Origin of the sequence: Streptococcus infantis, assembly GCF_047464715.1 — a bacterium.
In the GTDB taxonomy this organism is placed as follows: Bacteria; Bacillota; Bacilli; order Lactobacillales; family Streptococcaceae; genus Streptococcus; species Streptococcus infantis_S.
In genome coordinates, this window is sequence record NZ_JASHBJ010000001.1 from 481122 (window position 1) to 503538 (window position 22417).

Genomic DNA, 22417 nt, shown 5'->3' on the forward strand with positions numbered 1-22417 from the left:
TTTGTATATTATAAGAGAAGGTTAAAAGAATTCAGTTTTGTTTTCGTATTCTAGAGGTGAAAAAAGAGATTTTTAAACGGTTTTTTGGTATAATAATACCCAGGAAAAACTAGAGAAAGAAGGAGGTTGAGATGGAAAAGTATTTGTCGGTAACAACTTTGACCAAGTATTTGAAAATGAAATTCGATAAAGACCCATACTTGGAGAGGGTCTATTTAACTGGTCAGGTTTCTAACTTTCGAAAGCGTCCAACTCACCAATACTTTTCTCTAAAAGATGATCGAGCTGTTATCCAAGCAACCATATGGTCTGGTATCTATCAGAAACTTGGATTCGACTTGGAAGAAGGCATGAAGATTAATGTAGTCGGCCGAGTTCAAGTCTATGAACCAAGTGGGAGTTATTCAATTATTATTGAAAAGGCAGAGCCTGATGGTGTCGGCGCACTTGCCCTTCAGTTCGAACAATTAAAAAAGAAATTATCGGAAGAAGGTCTTTTTCAAGATCGCTTTAAACAAGCAATCCCTCAGTTTGCAAAAAAAATCGGAGTGGTGACTAGTCGTAGTGGAGCTGTTATCCAGGATATCATTACAACTGTAAGCAGACGTTTTCCAGGGGTAGAGATTATTTTATATCCTACCAAGGTTCAAGGCGAAGGAGCAGCAGAGGAGATTGCCCTTAACATTGCTAAAGCTAATGAACGTGATGACTTAGATTTACTTATCATTGGTCGTGGTGGTGGCTCGATAGAGGATCTCTGGGCCTTTAACGAGGAAATTGTTGTTCGTGCTATTTTTGAATCGCATTTACCGATTATTTCAAGTGTGGGCCACGAAACAGATGTAACCTTGGCTGATTTTGTTGCCGACAAGAGGGCAGCAACACCAACTGCTGCAGCAGAGTTAGCTACACCTGTGACCAAGTTAGATCTTCTGACCTACCTTAAAAATCAAGAGAAACGAATGGCTACTGCTGTACAAAATACTTTATCAAAGAAAAAAGAAGCCTTGAGAACGCTTAGTCAATCAGTCATCTTCAGGCAACCAGAGCGTTTATATGATGGATATCTGCAACGCGTAGATCAGTTGCAATTACGTCTCAAACAAAGTATTAATACAGAACTTGTCAGACAACAACAAAAAGTCTTGGAACAAGTTCATCGTCTTGAACAGTTATCACCAATCAATAAGATTCATCGTTACCAGGACCGCCTGCTACAACTGGAAAAGTTACTTCGTAGTCAAATGGCGGTAGTTTATGATGCCAAGGTTGCTGAGGTGAAACGCTTGTCAGAAGCTCTACTCATGTTAGATACGAGTCGTATCGTAGCAAGGGGTTATGTGATTGTGAAAAAAGAGGATACCGTGGTATCTTCGGCAAAAGATTTGAAAAAAAATGACCAGGTGATATTGATGATGCGAGATGGTCATGTAGAATTAGAGGTTAGAGATGTCAAAACAGAAGAAATTTGAGGAAAATTTAGCAGAGCTTGAGACTATTGTTCAGAGTTTAGAAAATGGTGAAATTGCTTTAGAAGATGCCATTGCTGCATTTCAAAAAGGAATGGTTCTTTCAAAAGAATTGCAAGCAACACTTGATAAAGCAGAAAAGACCTTGGTTAAAGTCATTCAAGAAGATGGAACAGAAAGCGAACTTCTATGAACAAGCAAGAAAAACTAGCCTTAGTTGAATCAGCCTTAGAGGAGTTTTATGGTGACCAGCAATTTGCGTCAAGTTTAAGAGAAGCTGTTCTTTATTCTATTCATGCAGGTGGTAAACGAATTCGTCCTTATCTACTTTTAGAAGTTTTGGAGTCTTTGCAGGTGCCAATCACTATAGCTCATGCCCAGGTTGCGGCAGCGCTTGAGATGATTCACACTGGAAGCTTGATCCATGATGACCTTCCGGCTATGGATGATGATGATTTTCGTCGTGGGCGTTTAACCAACCATAAGAAGTTTGGTGAAGCACTAGCAATTTTAGCAGGAGATGCCCTCTTTTTAGATCCTTATGCTTTGATAGCGCAAGCTGATTTACGCAGCCAAGCTAAGGTAGATTTAATAGCTTCTTTGTCCCTTTCTTCTGGAAGTATGGGTATGGTCGCTGGCCAAGTTTTGGATATGGAAGGTGAAGGTAAACATTTAAACCTAGAAGAACTTCAGACTATCCATGCTAATAAGACTGGTAAACTCTTAGCCTTCCCTTTTCATGCGGCAGGAATTATTGCAGGATTGGATGAAAATCTTCAAAAACAGCTGAAAACAGTTGGAGAGCTGATTGGACTTGCTTTTCAAGTGAGGGATGATATCCTTGATGTTACTGCTAGTTTTGAGGAAATTGGTAAAACACCACAAAAAGATTTGCAAGCTGAGAAATCAACCTATCCTGCATTGTTAGGATTGGATGAGGCGAAAGTTTTTTGTAACCGAACTTTGGATCAGGCAAATGAAAAATTAGACGAGATTAGCCAATTAGTAGACTTTGATAAAGAACCAATTGTAAAAATAGTAGAAAGTTTGAGAATCAATGCCTAAAGAAAGAGTAGATGTACTTGCCTACAAACAAGGTTTATTTGAGACGAGAGAACAAGCTAAGCGTGGCGTTATGGCTGGTTTGGTTGTTGCGGTTCTAAATGGTGAGCGTTTTGATAAACCAGGAGAAAAAATCGCAGATGATACTGAATTGAAACTCAAGGGTGAGAAGCTTAAGTATGTGAGCCGAGGAGGTTTGAAACTTGAGAAAGCCTTGGAAAACTTTGGCATATCAGTTGAAGGTAAAACGACCATTGATATTGGAGCTTCAACAGGAGGCTTTACGGATGTCATGCTTCAAAATGGAGCAAAATTAGTTTATGCAGTTGATGTCGGGACCAATCAGCTTGCTTGGAAATTACGCCAAGACTCACGTGTTGTCAGTATGGAGCAGTTTAACTTCCGCTATGCTGAAAAAACTGATTTTGAAGAAGAACCATCTTTTGCAAGTATCGACGTGAGTTTTATATCATTGAGTCTCATCCTTCCAGCTCTACATAGAGTCTTAGCTGATCAAGGACAAGTTGTTGCCCTCATAAAACCACAGTTCGAAGCCGGTCGAGAACAAATTGGGAAAAATGGTATTATTAGAGATGCTAAGGTTCACAAAAATGTTATAGAAACGGTAACAGAAATGGCGGTTGCAGAAGGATTTTCCGTCTTAGGATTAGATTTTTCACCTATACAAGGTGGCCACGGTAATATTGAGTTTCTTGCTTATTTACGTAAGGAAGAACACGCAAGCAATCAGGTGGTTTCTGAAATAGAACCACTAGTAGAAAAAGCACATAGAGAGTTTAAAGATGAATAAAAAAGAGAGACTTGAGAAGATTAGAAGATTTGTGACTGACTATCAAATCGGCACACAAGAAGAAATCGTTGAACATTTGAGAGAAGCAGGGATTTCTGCCACTCAAGCAACTGTTTCACGTGATATCAAAGAATTAGGGATTGTAAAAATTCCTTTGAAAGACAATACATATGTCTATGAATTACCAAAGTCAGTAGTTAAAAGTTTACAGTTAGCTGAGAACAATATCGAAAGTTTCGAAAGAATGGGTAATCTCATCAACTTAGATGTTATTCCTGGGAATACAATTTTTGTAAAAAGTCAATTAACTCAAACATTTTCGGATATGATTTTTAGCTGTTTAGCAGATGATAACTCAATTTTAATTGTGGCGCGAACTGAAGAAGCAGCTATAGAGATTGTTGAACAAGTTAAAAAGTGGTAGGACCTTATGTTACTTGAAATTTCAATTAAAAACTTTGCCATCATTGAGGCTATTTCACTTAATTTTGAGAAGGGAATGACAGTTCTGACTGGGGAAACCGGTGCTGGGAAGTCTATCATCATCGATGCTATGAATATGATGCTGGGAGCCAGAGCCACAACGGACGTTATTCGTCATGGTGCTCCTAAGGCTGAAATCGAAGGTCTTTTCTCGGTTGAAAACAGTCTCCCCCTTCAAGAGATTTTTGATGAGCAAGGTATCGATTTAGGTGATGAAATCATCATTCGTCGTGAAATTTTACAAAACGGGCGCAGTGTTAGTCGAGTTAATGGACAGATGGTCAATCTTTCTGTTCTACGAGCAATTGGACAACATCTAGTCGATATTCATGGTCAGCATGACCAAGAAGAGTTAATGCGTCCACAATTACATATTCAGATGCTGGATGAATTTGGTGATACAGATTTTCTTGAACTGAAGCAATCTTATCAGACCAACTTTGATGCCTACCGTCAAATGCGCAAGCAACTTCTTGAAGTTAAGAAAAACCAAGAAGAACATAAGGCTCGTATTGAGATGTTGGAATTTCAAATGGCAGAGATTGAATCTGCAGCATTACAGCCAAGTGAAGACCTCAAACTCAACCAAGAACGCGATAAACTTCTGAATTATAAAAATATTGCTGATACGCTAACTAATGCCTATACCATGCTAGATAATGAAGAATTTTCAAGCCTGGCTAACGTCCGTTCTGCTATGAATGACATGGAAAGTTTAGAAGAGTATGATGCTGAGTACCGTGAAATATCAGCTTCTTTATCAGAGTCTTATTATGCATTAGAAGATGTCACCAAACGTTTAGAGGATATTATCGAAGATTTAGATTTTGACGGCAATCGCTTGATGCAGATTGAGAGTCGTTTAGATCTCATACATGCCATTACACGTAAGTATGGTGGTAATGTTGATGATGTCTTGTTGTACTTTGCTAAAATCACAGAAGAATACAATCTTCTGACTGGTAATAATCTTTCTTCAGAAGATATGGAAGCAGTACTCAAACAATTAGAAGTAAGTCTGGTTGATTTAGCAAGTAAACTAGCATCTGCTCGCCACAACTTAGCTCAACAATTAGAAATTGAGATTCAACAAGAGCTTAAAGACCTTTATATGGACAAGGCTCGATTTCAGGTTCAGTTTACTAAAGGAAAATTCAGTCGTGAAGGGAATGAGAGTGTTGAATTTTATATTTCAACCAACCCTGGAGAAGACTTTAAACCATTAGTAAAAGTAGCTTCTGGTGGTGAGTTATCTCGTTTGATGTTGACTATTAAGTCTGCCTTTTCACGTAAGGAAGGTAAGACTAGCATTGTATTTGATGAGGTGGATACAGGAGTTTCAGGTCGTGTAGCTCAAGCAATCGCTCAAAAGATTCATAAAATTGGTCAGCATGGCCAAGTTCTAGCTATTTCGCATCTTCCTCAAGTCATTGCAATCGCAGATTATCAGTTCTTTATTGAAAAGATTAGCAATGAGCATTCAACCGTTTCAACCGTTCGCTTGTTAACAGTTGAAGAAAGGGTGGAAGAAGTTGCCAAGATGTTGGCAGGGGAGAATGTGACTGAAGCAGCACTTAGTCAAGCGAGAGAATTGTTGCAAAGTAAGGAGAAATAAATGACAGACTATTATGTTATTGGAGATGTCCATGGGAAAGCAGGAATGCTCGAGGACCTTCTAAAAACATGGGATGGTAAGACTCAATTACTCTTTCTTGGAGATTTGATTGATAGAGGTGAAGATAGTCGCCGAGTTCTAGAAATGGTCAAAGACTTAGTCGACAATCAGGGAGCTATTTGCTTGTCAGGGAACCATGAGTATATGTTTTTAACATGGTTGGATAATCCTGAAGAAAGCTATGACCACTATCGTCGTAATGGTGGGGATACAACTATTAATTCTATTCTAGGTCGCCCATTGGATGCACCAGTAGATGGTGTAGCAGATGCTAAGCGTGTTGAAACTGAAGCAGCTGACTTAGTGGAGTTTATCCGTCAGATGCCTTTTGTGATTGAAACAGATAAGTATATCTTCGTTCATGCTGGTATTGATTTGACTTTGGATGACTGGCATGATACTACAGATTACAAGAAAGTTTGGCTCAGAAAACCATTCCACGAAGCAGCTAATCATACTGGTAAAACGATTGTCTTTGGACATACACCAGTCTATGGTTTACTGAATCAAGAACGCGGTACTGCGGAACTTTGGATTACAGAAGACGGTAAGATTGGAATGGATGGAGGAGCTGTTTATGGCGGTGTCCTTCACGGTATTGTCTTTACTGACCAAGGTATGACTGACCGCTATTTCATCGAAAATGATGGCTTTGTTGCTGAAGATTAGTACTCCTAGCAGGGTATGGTCTTGTCAAAATATTAAAAACATTTTATAATTAATAGATACCCTGAAAGGAAGAGAATCATGAACGTAGAAGAATTGAAAAAACGACAGGAGAAGATTCGTAACTTCTCTATTATTGCCCATATTGACCACGGGAAATCAACGCTAGCAGACCGTATTTTAGAAAAGACAGAAACAGTTTCTAGCCGAGAAATGCAAGCTCAACTTCTGGATAGCATGGATCTTGAGCGTGAACGTGGGATTACCATTAAACTCAACGCCATTGAGTTGAATTATACTGCAAAAGATGGCGAGACCTATATTTTCCACTTGATTGATACACCAGGACACGTGGACTTCACTTATGAGGTATCACGTTCTCTAGCTGCCTGCGAGGGAGCAATTTTGGTTGTTGATGCCGCCCAAGGAATTGAGGCTCAAACTCTGGCAAACGTCTATCTTGCTTTGGATAATGATTTAGAAATCCTTCCAGTTATCAATAAGATTGATTTGCCTGCAGCAGATCCGGAGCGCGTGCGTACGGAAATCGAAGATGTTATTGGTCTAGATGCTAGTGAAGCAGTTTTAGCATCAGCCAAAGCTGGTATTGGTATCGAAGAAATTCTCGAGCAAATCGTAGAGAAAGTTCCTGCTCCAACCGGTGATGTTTCAGCACCATTGAAAGCCTTGATTTTCGACTCAGTGTACGATGCCTATCGTGGGGTTATTCTTCAAGTCCGTGTTATGGACGGGGTTGTCAAACCAGGTGATAAGATTCAGCTTATGAGCAATGGTAAAACCTTTGATGTTACCGAAGTAGGAATATTCACACCTAAAGCTGTAGGACGTGATTTCCTTGCGACAGGTGACGTTGGATATATTGCAGCATCTATCAAGACTGTTCAGGACACCCGTGTTGGTGATACAGTAACCTTGGCAACAAATCCTGCTTCAGAGCCACTATCTGGATACAAGCAGATGAATCCGATGGTTTTCGCAGGTCTCTATCCAATTGAGTCAAATAAATATAACGATCTTCGTGAAGCCCTTGAAAAATTACAACTAAATGATGCTAGTTTGCAGTTTGAACCCGAAACTTCTCAAGCGCTCGGATTTGGTTTCCGTTGTGGTTTCCTTGGATTACTTCATATGGATGTTATTCAGGAACGTTTGGAACGTGAGTTTAACATCGACCTTATCATGACCGCACCATCCGTTATCTACAAGGTTAATCAGACAGATGGTGAATCTATGGATGTATCGAACCCATCTGAGTTTCCTGATCCTACAAAGATTGCGACCATTGAAGAACCGTATGTAAAGGCACAAATCATGGTACCACAAGAATTCGTTGGAGCAGTAATGGAACTAGCTCAACGCAAACGTGGTGATTTTGTGACGATGGATTATATTGATGATAATCGTGTCAATGTCATCTATCAAATTCCTCTTGCTGAGATTGTCTTTGATTTCTTCGATAAGCTCAAATCTTCAACACGTGGCTATGCAAGTTTTGACTATGAATTATCAGAGTATCGACCATCTAAGCTGGTGAAAATGGATATCCTTCTCAATGGAGACAAGGTGGATGCACTCAGTTTTATCGTTCACAAGGACTTTGCCTATGAACGTGGGAAACTCATCGTTGATAAACTCAAGAAAATAATTCCACGTCAACAGTTTGAAGTTCCAATCCAAGCAGCTATTGGACACAAGATTGTAGCTCGTACAGATATCAAAGCTCTTCGTAAGAATGTTCTTGCCAAGTGTTATGGAGGTGACGTTTCTCGTAAACGTAAACTTCTTGAAAAACAAAAAGCTGGTAAAAAGCGTATGAAAGCTATTGGATCAGTAGAAGTTCCTCAAGAAGCCTTCCTAAGTGTCTTGAGTATGGATGAAGAATAATTGATTCCTAATACAGTTATCTTTTGACACTTTTATTTACATACATTAAAATAGGGGTGAAAGGAGAAGGATTATGAAAAAAATCATCAGCTTATCTACTCTTTTAGTGTGTTGCTTAACTCTTGTTGCTTGTAATACTTCAAAAGCTAAGAAAGAAGCAACCTCAGATACAACAACAATCCAGGAAACTACCACAGCACAAGAAACAACAACTGTAGCCGAATCAACAATTAAAGATACACAGGTAATCGGGTCAGATGCTTATGGTTACGTAAAAGTGCCAAAATCATGGATACATTTTACAGAAGTTGAGGGTGGTGATGATATTCAGTACTGTGATGGAACGGACATCAACATCGTAACCCTAAATACTTTTAAACCAGAGCACCTTGGTGTTAGTGAAAGTGAATATGCTGCTCTTGATGCTGTTCAAGTTTCTACTAGCGTTTATCAAACTAAACAACAAAGCAAGGATTTCTCTAAAGTTTGGGGATCTAAGTCAAAAATTGGTGGTTATGACGCCTATGTCGTAAACTGTATTGCTAAAAATGGTAAATATCTAGTAATCTGGATCTTTAAATCAGATGATGGTAAGTTTAGATACGTTTCTCTAGAAGGAACACCTGAAGTTTTAAAGGATATGCTTCCATTGATTGAACAAAGTTGGACTACGAAAAAAGATTAATAAATAAGAAAACAGGATGTATATCCTGTTTTTTTCTATCTTTTTCTATCTTTTTTCAAAACTATTTGAAATTATTTTTTGTTTAAAATCAAACAAAAAAAATAAAAATCAAACAAAATACAACAAAAAACATTGACAACGGTTTCATATAGTGTTATACTTGTATCATAAAAGTTAAATATGAAGGGAGAAGGTCATGGGATTAGATCATTTCTTCAGCAAAGACTTAGTTTTTTGTCTAGAAGCAGATAATCAAGAGCAACTATTTGATCAAGTTGCAACCCTATTGGAAGAAAAGAAAGTTGTTACGGATACCTATCGATCGGCTTTGATTGAACGTGAAAAAATGTTCCCAACCGGTTTAGATATGGAATTCCTAGGGAAGGACTTGCCAAATGTAGCAATCCCTCACACAGATACGATTCATAATTTAACTGAAAATGTTGTTGTGGTTCGCTTACCAAAACCAGTAACATTCCACAATATGATTGCACCTGACAAGGAAGTAGAAGTATCATTACTTTTCTTTATCATCAATAATTCAAGTTCAAGTCAAACAAACATTCTTGCTCAATTGATGGACTTCTTTACAGGTAATGGTCATCTAGAGGCGCTTTCTAAGATTACAGAACCAGAAGCTCTGTACCAGTATATCTCAGAAGCAACTGCTTAATTTTAAAATAAATAGAAACTAAAAAACGGAGGAAATCCAAATGATTAAAATTCTTGCTGCTTGTGGTGCGGGTGTTAACTCAAGCCACCAAATTAAAAGTGCTCTAGAAGAAGAGCTCTCAAGTCGTGGATACGATGTACAGTGTGACGCAGTTATGGTAAAAGATGTCAATGAAGACTTGATTAAAGGTTATGATATCTTCACACCAATCGCTGCAACTGACTTAGGTTTTGACCCTGGTATCCCAGTAGTTGAAGCTGGACCAATCTTGTTCCGTATTCCAGCAATGAGCGCTCCAGTTTATGACAATATTGAAGCAGCAATCAAAGAACACGGATTAAGTTAATTATTATTTTGTAATTTTCCATAAAAATAAAGGGAGGAAAAATTATGGATTTCATTATCAATTTAGCCAACGATATCTTTAAACCTATCTTGGCTATGGGTGGCCCTATCATCATGCTGATCATTTTGACAGTATTGGCCTTGCTTTTCGGAGTTAAATTCTCCAAAGCACTTGAAGGTGGTATCAAACTTGCCATCGCACTTACTGGTATCGGTGCTATCATCGGAATGCTTAACGGAGCTTTCTCAGCTTCTCTTGCAAAATTCGTTGAAAATACTGGTATTCAATTGAACATCACCGACGTTGGTTGGGCACCACTTGCTACAATCACTTGGGGTTCTGCTTGGACACTTTACTTCTTGCTCATCATGTTGATTGTCAACGTTGTGATGCTTGCAATGAAGAAAACTGATACACTTGACGTTGATATCTTCGATATCTGGCACTTGTCTATCACAGGTCTTTTGATTAAATGGTATGCAGACAACAATGGAGTTAGCCAAGGAGTTTCACTCTTCATCGCGACTGCAGCAGTTGTACTTGTTGGGGTTCTTAAAATCATCAACTCTGACTTGATGAAACCAACATTTGATGACCTTCTTAATGCACCAAGTTCATCACCAATGACTTCAACTCACATGAACTACATGATGAACCCAGTTATCATGGTTTTGGATAAGATTTTTGATAAATTCTTCCCAGGTCTTGATAAATATGACTTTGACGCTGCTAAATTGAACAAACGAATCGGTTTCTGGGGATCTAAATTCTTTATCGGTTTCATCCTTGGTATCGTTATCGGTTTGATGGGAACTCCACATCCAGTTGCTGGAGTAGAAGATGCATCTTCATGGGAACTTGTTATTAAAGGTTGGTTGTCACTTGGTTTGACTGCCGGTGTCTGCTTGGAGCTCTTCTCACTTATCGGTTCATGGTTCATCGCAGCCGTAGAACCACTTTCACAAGGTATTACAAACGTTGCTACTAAACGTCTTCAAGGACGTAAATTCAACATCGGTCTTGACTGGCCATTTATCGCTGGTCGTGCTGAAATCTGGGCTTGTGCGAACGTACTTGCACCAATCATGTTGGTTGAAGCTGTGCTTCTTTCAAAAGTCGGAAATGGTATCTTGCCACTTGCTGGTATCATCGCTATGGGTGTGACTCCAGCTCTCTTGGTAGTTACTCGTGGTAAATTGCTCCGTATGATTATCTTCGGAACTCTCTTGTTGCCACTCTTCCTTCTTTCAGGTACACTTATCGCACCATTCGCAACTGAACTTGCTAAAGGTGTAGGTGCCTTCCCAGAAGGTGTGAGCCAAACTCAATTGATTAGTCACTCAACTCTTGAAGGACCAATTGAAAAACTATTAGGTTGGGCAATTGGTAACGCTACAACTGGTGATATCAAGGCTATCCTTGGCGCAGTAGTATTCCTTGTATTCTACGTTGGTATCTTTGCATGGTACAGAAAACAAATGATCAAACGTAACGAAGAATACGCAGCAAACGCAAAATAATTTGCTCCTAAAAATGTAAATTGTAAAAACTAGGTTGTCAGTTTCCAGCGTGGAGCAGTCAGCCTAGTTTTTTTGAAAAAATGGAGGTAACAGCTGTGATTGAATTGAAATCAGATCAATTAAATGTTGAGTTTCAAACACTTGGAGGAGCGCTATCCTCTATAAAAGATAAAGATGATGTAGAGTATTTGTGGCAGGGTGATCCAACTTATTGGAGTGGACAAGCACCCGTATTATTCCCAATATGTGGTTCAGTAAGAAATGATACGGTCCTTTATGATAATGAAGATGGTAGTCAAAAAGAAGGAAAAATTCCTCGACATGGTCTAGTAAGAAAAAAAGAATTTACATTAGTCGAACAAACAGATAATTCTGTTACATTCGCTATTGAAGATGATGAAGAAATGTATGCAAATTACCCTTATCATTTTCGTTTAGAAATTACGTATACAGTGACTGGGAAAACCATACGTACACAGTATAAAATATATAATAAAGAAGCTGAAAAATCGATGCCATATTTTATCGGTGGGCATCCTGGTTTTAACTGTCCCTTACTAGATGACGAGGTATATGAAGATTACTATCTTGAATTTGAAAAGCCAGAAACATGTACAGTTCCAAAACCTTTCCCAGAAACAGGAATGTTGGATTTAAAAGATAGAAATTCTTGGTTAAATAATCAAAAAGAAATAGACTTGAATTATGACTTCTTTAGCTATGATGCTGTGACATTAGATGAGTTGGAATCTCGCACAGTAGCTTTGCGTTCACGAAAACATGATAAAGGGTTGAAACTAGATTTTAAAGAGTTTCCAAATTTAATCGTATGGTCAACTCTTAATAAAGGGCCTTTTATTGCCTTGGAACCATGGTCAGGTTTGTCTACTTCAATAGAAGAAGGAGATAGACTGGAAGATAAGAAAGATGTTAAGATTATAAAACCTAGTGATTTTGATCAGGTTGGATTTAATATCGAGATTTTATAAAAAATAAACAAAAACAAACATAAATTGTTGACTTTTCCAACTAATAGTAGTATATTATGTTTATAAAGAACAATTTGTGTTTATTTTAACAAGATTACTGTTCTGGCTTTTCTCTGAAGAAAGCTTATTAAGAAACGAATAAGATATTTGTTCTTAATTTAAATTATTGTCAACAAAACTACTAGTAACTACTTGGTGATGGTCATTTTCTTTCCATAACCAAAATATTTTTACTGGTCTATTATAAAAAAGGAGTATACAATATGTCTATTGTTATTGGTGCAGATGCTGCAGGGTTGAGATTGAAAGAAGTCGTTAAAGATTTCTTGGAAAAAGAAAACTTCCACGTTGTGGATGTTACAGCTGAAGGTCAAGACTTCGTTGATGTAACTCTTGCAGTTGCTGAAGAAGTTAAAAAAGAAGAACAAAACCTTGGTATTGTCATTGATGCTTATGGTGCAGGTCCATTTATGGTTGCAACTAAAATCAAAGGAATGGTTGCTGCAGAAGTATCTGACGAACGTTCAGCTTATATGACTCGTGGTCACAACAACTCACGTATGATTACTATGGGTGCTCAACTCGTTGGTGACGAATTGGCTAAGAACATCGCTAAAGGCTTTGTAAACGGTAAGTACGACGGCGGTCGTCACCAGATTCGTGTCGACATGTTGAACAAAATGTGCTAATTTTTATAACGAAAGAAAGGTAAGATAAAAATGAGAATTGCAATTGGATGTGACCACATCGTAACTAATGAAAAAATGGCGGTTTCAGAATTTTTGAAATCAAAAGGACATGAAGTCATCGACTTTGGTACTTATGACCACGCTCGTACTCACTACCCAATCTTTGGTAAAAAAGTTGGTGAAGCAGTAGTTAGTGGCCAAGCTGATCTTGGTGTATGTATCTGTGGTACTGGTGTAGGTATCAATAACGCTGTTAACAAAGTGCCAGGTGTTCGTTCTGCTTTGGTTCGTGATATGACAACAGCCCTTTATGCAAAAGAACAATTGAATGCCAACGTTATCGGATTTGGTGGTAAAATCACTGGTGAATTGCTTATGTGCGATATCATTGAAGCTTTCATCAACGCTGAGTACAAACCATCTGAAGAAAATAAAAAATTGATCGCAAAAATCCAACACGTTGAAACTCATAACGATCATCAAACGGATGCCAACTTCTTTACAGAATTCCTTGAAAAATGGGATCGCGGTGAATACCACGACTAAGAGGTGACTCATGATTTTAACAGTCACAATGAACCCATCCATTGATATTTCCTATCCTTTGGATGAATTGAAAATTGACACAGTCAACCGTGTTGTAGATGTAACTAAAACGGCTGGTGGTAAAGGTTTAAATGTTACACGTGTCCTATCAGAATTCGGTGATTCAGTAGTGGCAACTGGGCTTATCGGTGGTAAGCTTGGAGAATTTCTTGTAGAAAATATTGATGATAAAGTAAGGAAACGTTTCTTCACAATCCAAGGAGAAACACGTAACTGTATCGCAATTCTACATGGAGAAAACCAAACAGAAATACTTGAAAAAGGCCCTGAGGTTCGAGAAAAAGAGGGACAAGGTTTTCTTCATTACTTTAAGGAACTTTTAGAAAGTGTTGAAGTAGTGGCTATTTCAGGAAGCCTACCAGCAGGACTTCCTGTTGATTACTATGCTAGTTTGGTTGAACTTGCTAATCAAGCTGGGAAACCTGTTGTATTGGACTGTTCAGGCGCTGCACTTCAGGCAGTTCTTGAGTCTCCACATAAACCAACAGTCATCAAACCAAATAATGAAGAATTATCTCAACTTTTAGGAAGAGAAATTTCTAAAGACTTGGATGAATTAAAAGAAGTCCTTAAAGAACCACTATTTGATGGAATCGAGTGGATCATCGTTTCCTTAGGTGCTAACGGAGCATTCGCTAAACACGGTAACACTTTCTACAAAGTAGATATTCCAAAAATTCAAGTAGTAAATCCAGTTGGTTCTGGTGATTCTACTGTAGCAGGTATTGCATCAGGTCTTTTCCATAAAGAATCTGATCAAGAATTGTTGACTAAGGCAAATGTCCTTGGTATGCTTAATGCTCAAGAAAAAATGACCGGTCATGTCAATATGGCTAACTATCAAAATTTATTTGACCAATTAATTGTGAAAGAGGTATAAAATGACTTTAACAGAAAATAAACGTGCTTGTTTGAAAAAACTCTCAGATGAAAATGGTATCATCTCAGCTCTTGCTTTTGACCAACGTGGTGCTTTGAAACGCCTTATGGCTCAATACCAAACAGAAGAGCCAACAGTAGCTCAAATGGAAGAACTTAAAGTCTTGGTAGCAGATGAATTGACTAAATATGCTTCATCTATGCTACTTGACCCTGAGTACGGACTTCCAGCGACTAAAGCTCTTGCTCCAAATGCTGGTCTTCTCCTTGCTTATGAAAAAACTGGATACGACACAACAAGCACAAAACGCTTGCCAGACTGCTTGGATGTTTGGTCTGCAAAACGTATCAAAGAACAAGGTGCAGATGCTGTTAAGTTCTTGCTTTACTACGACGTAGATAGCTCTGACGAACTCAACCAACAAAAACAAGCCTACATCGAACGTATTGGTTCTGAGTGTGTGGCAGAAGATATTCCATTCTTCCTTGAAATTCTTGCTTACGATGAAAAAATTGCTGATGCAGGTTCTGCTGAATACGCTAAAGTAAAACCACACAAAGTTATTGGTGCTATGAAAGTCTTCTCAGACCCACGCTTTAACATTGATGTTTTGAAAGTGGAAGTTCCAGTTAACGTTAAATACGTTGAAGGTTTCGCTGAAGGCGAAGTTGTTCACACACGTGAAGAAGCAGCAGCATTCTTCAAAGCACAAGACGAAGCAACAAATCTACCATACATCTATTTGAGTGCTGGTGTATCAGCTAAGCTCTTCCAAGAAACTCTTGTATTTGCCCACGAATCAGGTGCAAACTTCAATGGTGTTCTTTGTGGACGTGCAACATGGGCTGGATCAGTGGAAGCTTATATTAAAGACGGTGAAGCAGCTGCTCGCGAATGGCTTCGTACAACTGGTTTCGAGAACATTGATGAACTTAACAAAGTTCTTAAAACAACAGCAACTTCATGGACTGAACGTGTGTAAATCCGAGTAAAAAATATAATAAAAAAAGTCTCACCATTGGTGAGACTTTTTAAGGTGTCGACTTAATAATTTTTGTTTGTTTAGACAAAGTTTTTAGGGTTTCTTGGCTAAGTTTTGAGTCTGAAATAATTGTATCAATATCAGCGATATTATAGAAAGTATAAAAATCAAACTTATTAAATTTACTATGGTCAGCAAGAAGAATCTTTTTATTAGCATTATTTAATGCTAACTTTTGGACTTCGCCTTCATCTTCGCTAAAAGTAGCGATAGCTTGATCTTTTATACCATTGCAACTAACAAAAGCTTTAGAGAATTGAAGGCTTTCGATATCTTGGAGCGTTAAGGTTCCGACAAAGGCACCAGTGATTTCTCGATAATTTCCACCAATCAAAATTAAATCAGTCAGTTTTCGTTCATTCAAGATAATGAAAACGGGAAGGCTATTTGTTACCACACGAATATTATCTATAGGAAGTTCACGAGCAAAGAACTCGAGAGTAGTACCTGGACCGATAAAAATTGTTTCTCTTTCTTCGACTAAATGACCAGCAAATTTTGCGATTTCTTGTTTTTCAGCAATCTGAAGACCTTGTTTTTCGACATTCGAGCGTTCATTTGCTAATAGAGAACCAGAACGAAGCTTTTCAGCACCTCCATGCACTCGAACAAGTAGATCCTTGTCAGCTAATTCTTGTAGATAACGTCGAGCAGTCATATCAGAAATATCTAAACGATTCATTATTTCTTTGACTGTGATGGTTCCTCTTGTATTGACAATCTCTAAAATCATATCCAGTTTTTCTTGTTTTAGCATTGAATCACCCCCATATCCACTATCATTTTATCATATTTTAAACATCTAAGCAACTTAAAGAAAACAAAACTAAACAAAAACAAAAAACATCTGTGTTTGTTTTTAACTCAGATGTTTTTATATTTTTTAATTAGTCTAATCCGTAGTTATAATCATCGTCCTGCATAGCTTCAACTTCACCAAGTAGATATCCGTTACCAACTTGAGAGAAGAAGTCGTGGTTTGATGTACCAGTTGAAATCCCGTTCATAACAATTGGGTTTACATCATCAGCTGAGTCTGGGAAGAGAGGATCTTGTCCTAGGTTCATAAGAGCTTTATTGGCATTGTAGCGAAGGAAAGTTTTAACCTCTTCAGTCCAACCAACACCATCATATAAACTCTCTGTATAACCTTCCTCATTTTCATAAAGAGTGTAGAGGAGGTCGTACATCCAGTCCTTTAACTTTTCTTGCTCTTCTTCTGGTAATTCGTTGAAACCAAGTTGGAATTTATAACCAATGTATGTTCCGTGAACAGATTCGTCACGAATAATAAGTTTGATGATTTCAGCAACGTTAGCCAGTTTGTTGTTTCCAAGATAGTAGAGTGGTGTAAAGAAACCAGAATAGAAGAGGAAGGTTTCAAGGAATACACTGGCTACTTTCTTTTCAAGAGGAGTACCATTGAGGTAAATTTCATTGATGATTTGAGCTTTTTTCTGAAGATATGGATTCGTATTAGTCCACTCAAAGATTTCCTCAATTTCAGACTTAGTATTCAAGGTTGAAAAGATAGAAGAATAAGATTTAGCGTGGACAGATTCCATAAATTGAATGTTGTTAAAAACAGCTTCTTCGTGAGGAGTACGGATATCAGTGCGAAGGGCATTTACCCCTGTTTCAGACTGCATGGTATCCAAAAGTGTCAAACCACCAAAGACTTTTCCTACTAAGTCTTTTTCTTGATTTGATAACTTTCTCCAGTCATCTAAGTCATTAGACAAGGGGATACGTGTATCCAACCAAAATTGTTCGGTTAGTTTTTCCCAAGTTGATTTATCAATGACATCTTCGATGGCATTCCAGTTAATGGCTTTGTAGTAAGTTTCCATTACAAATCTCTTTCTTTTGATTTTATTAAAATAGTGATGAATGTTCTAGCCTTGTGTGATTGGGCTACCGCACAAAAAGTCGGAGTACCGACTTTTTGATGTTACCTTATCTTTGTAAACAAGATTTCAGTGAGATTTTAAATCACACAGCTTTCACATTGGTTAGCACCAACTTCACCGCCGTCATCTGTGTAGGTACGAACGTAGTAGATAGACTTAATGCCCTTGTTAAAGGCGTAGTTACGAAGGATAGATAGGTCACGTGTTGTTTGTTTGTTCTCTTTCTTCCATTCATAAAGACCTGTTGGGATATCACTACGCATGAAGAGAGTAAGTGAAAGCCCTTGGTCTACGTGCTCAGTTGCAGCAGCATAAACATCAATAACTTTACGCATATCCATGTCATAGGCAGAAGTGTAGTAAGGGATAGTTTCTGTTGACAATCCTGCTGCAGGATAGTAAATCTTACCGATTTTCTTTTCTTGACGTTCTTCGATACGTTGAGTGATTGGGTGGATAGATGCAGACACGTCATTGATGTAGCTGATAGAACCATTTGGTGCTACAGCAAGACGGTTTTGGTGGTAAAGTCCATCTGCTTTAACTTTATCACGAAGTTCAGCCCAATTAGCTGCAGATGGGATAAAGATTCCTTCAAAGAGTTCTTTAACACGATCAGATTTTGGAACAAATTCTCCACTTGTGTATTTATCAAAGTAGCTTCCATTTGCATAGTCTGATTTTTCAAAGTTGTGGAAGGTAACACCACGTTCACGCGCAATATTATTTGATTCTACCAAAGTCCAGTAGTTCAAAAGCATGAAGTAGATGCTGGTGAATTCGACAGATTCAGGTGATCCGTATTCGATCAATTGTTGCGCAAGGTAGCTGTGAAGTCCCATAGCACCAAGTCCAAATGTATGAGCTTGGCTGTTTCCGTGGTCGATTGTAGGTACAGCTACGATGTGAGAACTATCAGTAACGAAGGTCAAAGCACGCACCATAGCTCGGATTGAGCGACCAAAGTCAGGTGACGTCATCATGTTGACCACGTTTGTTGAACCAAGGTTACATGAAACGTCAGTACCCATTTTAAGGAATTCTTGCGCATCATTGATAAGACTTGGTTCTTGGACTTGAAGAATCTCTGAACACAAGTTACTCATGATGATCTTACCATCGACAGGATTAGCGCGGTTAGCTGTATCGATGTTGACAACGTAAGGATAGCCAGATTCTTGTTGTAGTTTAGAAATTTCAGTTTCCAAATCACGCGCCTTGATCTTTGTCTTACGAATGTTTGGATTTGCAACTAGCTCATCGTATTTTTCAGTGATATCGATATAGTTGAAAGGTACGCCATACTCTTTTTCTACAGAATATGGGCTAAATAGGTACATTTCTTCATTCTTACGAGCCAATTCGTAGAATTTATCAGGTACCACAACACCAAGTGAAAGTGTCTTCACACGAACTTTTTCATCAGCATTTTCTTTCTTAGTAGAAAGGAAAGCGATAATGTCTGGGTGGAAGACGTTGAGGTAAACAACCCCAGCACCTTGACGTTGACCGAGTTGGTTTGAGTAAGAGAAGCTGTCTTCGAAAAGCTTCATAACTGGTACGACACCAGAGGCTGCACCTTCATATCCTTTGATTGGAGCCCCAGCTTCACGAAGGTTGCTGAGTGAAATCCCTACACCACCACCAATACGTGAAAGTTGAAGAGCCGAGTTGATAGAACGTCCGATAGAGTTCATATCATCTGTAACCTGGATCAAGAAACATGATACCAATTCACCACGACGTGCACGACCTGCATTTAAGAAGGAAGGTGTAGCTGGTTGGTAGCGTTGGTGGATGATTTCGTTTGCGATATCAATAGCAATTGCTTCGTCTCCATCAGCAAAGTAAAGAGCGTTAAAGAAGACACGGTCTTCCATGCTCTCAAGATAGTACTCTCCATCGTTAGTTTTCAAGGCGTATTGATTGTAAAACTTGTATGCAGCCATGAAAGATTTGAATTGGAAGTTTTGGTCTTTAATAAATTGATAAAGCTCCTCCAAAAATTCTGGGCGATATTTTTGGATAAAGGCTGTTTCTATGTAGTCGTGTTTAATAAGGTAATCAATTTTATCAGTGATAGAATTAAATACCATAGAATTTGGTACAACGTTCTCTTTAAAGAAAGCATCCAGAGCTTCTTTATCTTTGTGGAGCATGATTTGTCCGTTAACAGGACGGTTAATTTCATTATTTAGACGGAAGTATGTTACATCCTCAAGTTGTTTTAATCCCATAAAATTCCCTTTATTTCATTACAAAAGAAAGGCTTCTAAGATTTACATAGAAGCTTTTAATCCTGATACTTAAGCAAGTTTTTTAAGTTTTGCTGGTTGGAAACCAGAGAAAACTTCAGTTGGTGTTTGAATGATAGGAGCAGCGCTAAAGCCAAGCTCTTTAACTTGTTCAATAAATTCAGGTTGTTCGTCAAGATTGATTTCGCGATAAGCGATATTGTTACTATCTAAGAAACGTTTGGTCATTTTACATTGAACACAATTATTTTTAGAATAAACGGTTACCATTCTGTAACTCCTCTTTCAAAAATTTAATTACTTCTTAAGTATATCAGAAAAATAATCTTTGTCAACGAAGAAAAACTAAATATTGTAGAATTTTTTTCAATGACACTTAACAAAACACAATATATAGTGATTGAAAAAAATGAAATCCATAAATAACAGCGTTTTCTAAATATTAAAATTATAAAAAACTATATGATGTATTTTGATACATAAAATAGAAGATTTTCAGCAAGTTATCTGAAAGGAAAAAGAAGAAATCCCATAAAATACTTGAAAAAAATCCTAGAAGGTGATATAATACCAAATTGTAAGGGTTATCAGATATAACTCAAAAAGAAAACATTTAAAGGAGAGTCAAATTATGGCTTCTAAAGATTTCCACGTAGTGGCAGAAACAGGTATTCACGCACGTCCAGCAACATTGTTGGTACAAACTGCTAGCAAATTTGCTTCAGATATTACTCTTGAGTACAAAGGTAAATCAGTTAACCTTAAATCTATCATGGGTGTTATGAGCCTTGGTGTTGGTCAAGGTGCTGACGTTACAATCACTGCTGAAGGTGCAGACGCTGATGACGCTATCGCTGCTATCTCAGAAACAATGGAAAAAGAAGGATTGGCATAAGGATATGACAGAAATGCTTAAAGGAATCGCAGCATCTGATGGTGTTGCAGTTGCTAAAGCATATCTACTCGTTCAACCGGATTTATCATTCGAGACTGTTACAGTCGAAGATACAAATGCAGAAGAGGCTCGTTTGGATGTTGCTCTTGAAGCTTCTCAAAACGAGCTTTCTCTTATCCGCGAGAAGGCTGTAGGTACGCTTGGTGAAGAAGCGGCGCAAGTATTTGACGCTCACTTGATGGTTCTTGCTGACCCTGAATTGATCGGTCAGATTAAAGAAACGATTCGTGCTAAGAAAGTAAATGCAGAAGCAGGTCTGAAAGAAGTTACAGACATGTTTATCACTATCTTCGAAGGAATGGAAGACAACCCATACATGCAAGAACGTGCAGCAGATATCCGCGACGTTACAAAACGTGTATTGGCAAATCTTCTTGGTAAGAAGTTACCAAACCCAGCTTCTATTAATGAAGAAGTAATCGTGATTGCACATGACTTAACTCCATCTGATACTGCTCAATTGGACAAAAACTTTGTAAAAGCTTTTGTAACAAACATTGGTGGACGTACAAGCCACTCAGCTATCATGGCTCGTACACTTGAAATTGCTGCTGTTTTAGGTACAAACAACATTACTGAACTTGTTAAAGATGGTGATGTTTTGGCAGTTTCAGGTATTACTGGTGAAGTTGTAATTAACCCAAGTGAAGAACAAATTGCAGAATTCAAAGCAGCTGGTGAAGCTTACGCTAAACAAAAAGCTGAATGGGCTCTTTTGAAAGACGCTAAAACAGTTACTGCTGATGGAAAACACTTTGAGTTGGCTGCAAACATTGGAACACCTAAAGACGTTGAAGGTGTGAATGATAACGGTGCAGAAGCTGTCGGTCTTTATCGTACAGAATTCTTGTACATGGATTCTCAAGACTTCCCTACAGAAGACGATCAATACGAAGCTTACAAAGCAGTTCTTGAAGGTATGAACGGTAAACCTGTTGTCGTTCGTACAATGGATATCGGTGGAGATAAAGAACTTCCTTACTTCGATCTTCCTAAAGAAATGAACCCATTCTTGGGGTACCGTGCTTTGCGTATCTCTATTTCTGAAACTGGTAACCAAATGTTCCGTACACAATTGCGTGCCTTGCTTCGTGCATCTGTTCACGGTAAATTGCGTATCATGTTCCCAATGGTTGCTTTGTTGAAAGAGTTCCGTACTGCTAAAGGTATTCTTGAAGAAGAAAAAGCTAAATTGCTTGCTGAAGGCGTTGCTGTTGCAGATGATATCCAAGTTGGTATCATGATTGAAATCCCAGCTGCTGCGATGCTTGCGGATCAATTTGCCAAAGAAGTTGATTTCTTCTCAATTGGTACAAACGACCTTATCCAATACACTATGGCTGCTGACCGTATGAACGAACAAGTTTCATATCTTTACCAACCATATAACCCATCAATCCTACGTTTGATTAACAACGTAATCAAAGCAGCTCACGCTGAAGGTAAATGGGCTGGTATGTGTGGTGAAATGGCTGGTGACCAAACTGCTGTTCCACTTCTTGTTGGAATGGGCTTGGATGAGTTCTCTATGTCAGCTACATCTGTTCTTCGTACACGTAGCTTGATGAAGAAACTTGACACAGCTAAGATGCAAGAATACGCTAACCGTGCTCTTACTGAATGTTCAACAATGGAAGAAGTTCTTGAGCTTTCAAAAGAATACGTTAACTTTGATTAAAAACAATAAAACCTTGTAGAACTAAACTACAAGGTTTTTTTATAGTCTAATTTAAAAAGTCATCCTGTAAAATTTTCTAAAAATATGGTAAAATAGACAAAGGAAAAATACGGAGGCA

At 38.2% G+C, this 22417-nt stretch carries 23 protein-coding genes; 19 read left to right on the forward strand and 4 right to left on the reverse strand.

Annotated features, from left to right (window positions below; translation table 11 throughout):
• Positions 1 to 131: 131 nt before the first annotated feature.
• From xseA to lacD, 17 genes are all read left to right on the forward strand, one after another.
• Positions 132 to 1472, forward strand: a complete 1341-nt coding sequence (xseA, locus tag QM419_RS02450; RefSeq protein WP_414277767.1) for an exodeoxyribonuclease VII large subunit — start codon at positions 132 to 134, stop codon at positions 1470 to 1472.
• A complete protein-coding gene (locus QM419_RS02455; protein ID WP_414277768.1) occupies positions 1450 to 1662 on the forward strand; it encodes an exodeoxyribonuclease VII small subunit in 213 nt (70 codons plus the stop codon). Before xseA ends, QM419_RS02455 begins: the two co-directional genes overlap by 23 nt.
• Positions 1659 to 2534, forward strand: a complete 876-nt coding sequence (locus tag QM419_RS02460; RefSeq protein WP_414277769.1) for a polyprenyl synthetase family protein — start codon at positions 1659 to 1661, stop codon at positions 2532 to 2534. Before QM419_RS02455 ends, QM419_RS02460 begins: the two co-directional genes overlap by 4 nt.
• The gene (locus tag QM419_RS02465; protein ID WP_414277770.1) at positions 2527 to 3342 is read left to right on the forward strand and encodes a TlyA family RNA methyltransferase; all 816 of its coding nucleotides are present in this window, start codon (positions 2527 to 2529) and stop codon (positions 3340 to 3342) included. The genes QM419_RS02460 and QM419_RS02465 overlap by 8 nt, the downstream gene beginning before the upstream one ends.
• Positions 3335 to 3766: an arginine repressor gene (locus QM419_RS02470; protein ID WP_006148593.1), complete on the forward strand. Its 432-nt coding sequence runs from the start codon at positions 3335 to 3337 to the stop codon at positions 3764 to 3766. The genes QM419_RS02465 and QM419_RS02470 overlap by 8 nt, the downstream gene beginning before the upstream one ends.
• Positions 3767 to 3772: 6 nt before the next feature.
• Entirely contained in the window at positions 3773 to 5440 is a 1668-nt protein-coding gene (recN, locus tag QM419_RS02475; protein ID WP_414277771.1) for a DNA repair protein RecN, read from the forward strand.
• Positions 5441 to 6169: a metallophosphoesterase family protein gene (locus QM419_RS02480; RefSeq protein ID WP_414277772.1), complete on the forward strand. Its 729-nt coding sequence runs from the start codon at positions 5441 to 5443 to the stop codon at positions 6167 to 6169. It begins immediately after the preceding gene.
• 78 nt (positions 6170 to 6247) lie between these two features.
• Positions 6248 to 8071, forward strand: coding sequence for a translation elongation factor 4 (gene lepA / locus QM419_RS02485; RefSeq protein ID WP_414259041.1), 1824 nt, complete (start codon positions 6248 to 6250; stop codon positions 8069 to 8071).
• A gap of 73 nt (positions 8072 to 8144) precedes the next feature.
• On the forward strand, positions 8145 to 8756 hold the full coding sequence (locus tag QM419_RS02490) for a hypothetical protein (protein ID WP_414259042.1): 612 nt from the start codon (positions 8145 to 8147) through the stop codon (positions 8754 to 8756).
• A 196-nt stretch (positions 8757 to 8952) separates the two neighbouring features.
• Positions 8953 to 9429, forward strand: a complete 477-nt coding sequence (locus QM419_RS02495) for a PTS sugar transporter subunit IIA (RefSeq protein WP_006151178.1) — start codon at positions 8953 to 8955, stop codon at positions 9427 to 9429.
• 40 nt (positions 9430 to 9469) lie between these two features.
• Positions 9470 to 9775: a PTS sugar transporter subunit IIB gene (locus QM419_RS02500; protein WP_006151856.1), complete on the forward strand. Its 306-nt coding sequence runs from the start codon at positions 9470 to 9472 to the stop codon at positions 9773 to 9775.
• A gap of 44 nt (positions 9776 to 9819) precedes the next feature.
• Positions 9820 to 11295 (forward strand): PTS galactitol transporter subunit IIC, encoded by a 1476-nt coding sequence (locus QM419_RS02505; protein ID WP_414277773.1) that lies wholly within the window; start codon positions 9820 to 9822, stop codon positions 11293 to 11295.
• Positions 11296 to 11375: 80 nt separating this feature from the next.
• The gene (locus tag QM419_RS02510) at positions 11376 to 12284 is read left to right on the forward strand and encodes an aldose 1-epimerase family protein (RefSeq protein WP_414277774.1); all 909 of its coding nucleotides are present in this window, start codon (positions 11376 to 11378) and stop codon (positions 12282 to 12284) included.
• 263 nt (positions 12285 to 12547) lie between these two features.
• Positions 12548 to 12973: a galactose-6-phosphate isomerase subunit LacA gene (lacA, locus tag QM419_RS02515; protein WP_000029280.1), complete on the forward strand. Its 426-nt coding sequence runs from the start codon at positions 12548 to 12550 to the stop codon at positions 12971 to 12973.
• A gap of 30 nt (positions 12974 to 13003) precedes the next feature.
• On the forward strand, positions 13004 to 13519 hold the full coding sequence (gene lacB, locus QM419_RS02520; RefSeq protein ID WP_001216925.1) for a galactose-6-phosphate isomerase subunit LacB: 516 nt from the start codon (positions 13004 to 13006) through the stop codon (positions 13517 to 13519).
• A 10-nt stretch (positions 13520 to 13529) separates the two neighbouring features.
• Positions 13530 to 14459 (forward strand): tagatose-6-phosphate kinase, encoded by a 930-nt coding sequence (locus QM419_RS02525; protein ID WP_414277775.1) that lies wholly within the window; start codon positions 13530 to 13532, stop codon positions 14457 to 14459.
• A 1-nt stretch (position 14460) separates the two neighbouring features.
• Positions 14461 to 15441 carry a tagatose-bisphosphate aldolase gene (gene lacD, locus QM419_RS02530; protein ID WP_303942725.1) on the forward strand — a complete coding sequence of 327 codons (981 nt, stop codon included), beginning with the start codon at positions 14461 to 14463 and terminating at the stop codon, positions 15439 to 15441.
• 49 nt (positions 15442 to 15490) lie between these two features.
• Here the strand turns inward: lacD and QM419_RS02535 are convergent, their stop codons facing one another.
• The 4 genes from QM419_RS02535 to nrdH all read right to left on the reverse strand — a co-directional run bounded on the left by QM419_RS02535 (position 15491) and on the right by nrdH (position 19936).
• Positions 15491 to 16258, reverse strand: a complete 768-nt coding sequence (locus QM419_RS02535) for a DeoR/GlpR family DNA-binding transcription regulator (RefSeq protein WP_414259046.1) — start codon at positions 16256 to 16258, stop codon at positions 15491 to 15493.
• 130 nt (positions 16259 to 16388) lie between these two features.
• Positions 16389 to 17351 carry a class 1b ribonucleoside-diphosphate reductase subunit beta gene (gene nrdF, locus QM419_RS02540; protein WP_414277776.1) on the reverse strand — a complete coding sequence of 321 codons (963 nt, stop codon included), beginning with the start codon at positions 17349 to 17351 and terminating at the stop codon, positions 16389 to 16391.
• A 137-nt stretch (positions 17352 to 17488) separates the two neighbouring features.
• Positions 17489 to 19648, reverse strand: coding sequence for a class 1b ribonucleoside-diphosphate reductase subunit alpha (gene nrdE, locus QM419_RS02545; RefSeq protein WP_414259049.1), 2160 nt, complete (start codon positions 19646 to 19648; stop codon positions 17489 to 17491).
• 69 nt (positions 19649 to 19717) lie between these two features.
• Entirely contained in the window at positions 19718 to 19936 is a 219-nt protein-coding gene (nrdH, locus tag QM419_RS02550; RefSeq protein WP_006145603.1) for a glutaredoxin-like protein NrdH, read from the reverse strand.
• Between the two features lie 361 nt (positions 19937 to 20297).
• Between nrdH and QM419_RS02555 the strand changes: the two genes are divergently transcribed.
• Both QM419_RS02555 and ptsP read left to right on the forward strand, forming a co-directional pair.
• Positions 20298 to 20561, forward strand: a complete 264-nt coding sequence (locus QM419_RS02555; protein WP_000146952.1) for a phosphocarrier protein HPr — start codon at positions 20298 to 20300, stop codon at positions 20559 to 20561.
• Positions 20562 to 20565: 4 nt separating this feature from the next.
• Positions 20566 to 22299, forward strand: coding sequence for a phosphoenolpyruvate--protein phosphotransferase (gene ptsP, locus QM419_RS02560; protein ID WP_414259050.1), 1734 nt, complete (start codon positions 20566 to 20568; stop codon positions 22297 to 22299).
• Positions 22300 to 22417 lie beyond the last annotated feature (118 nt).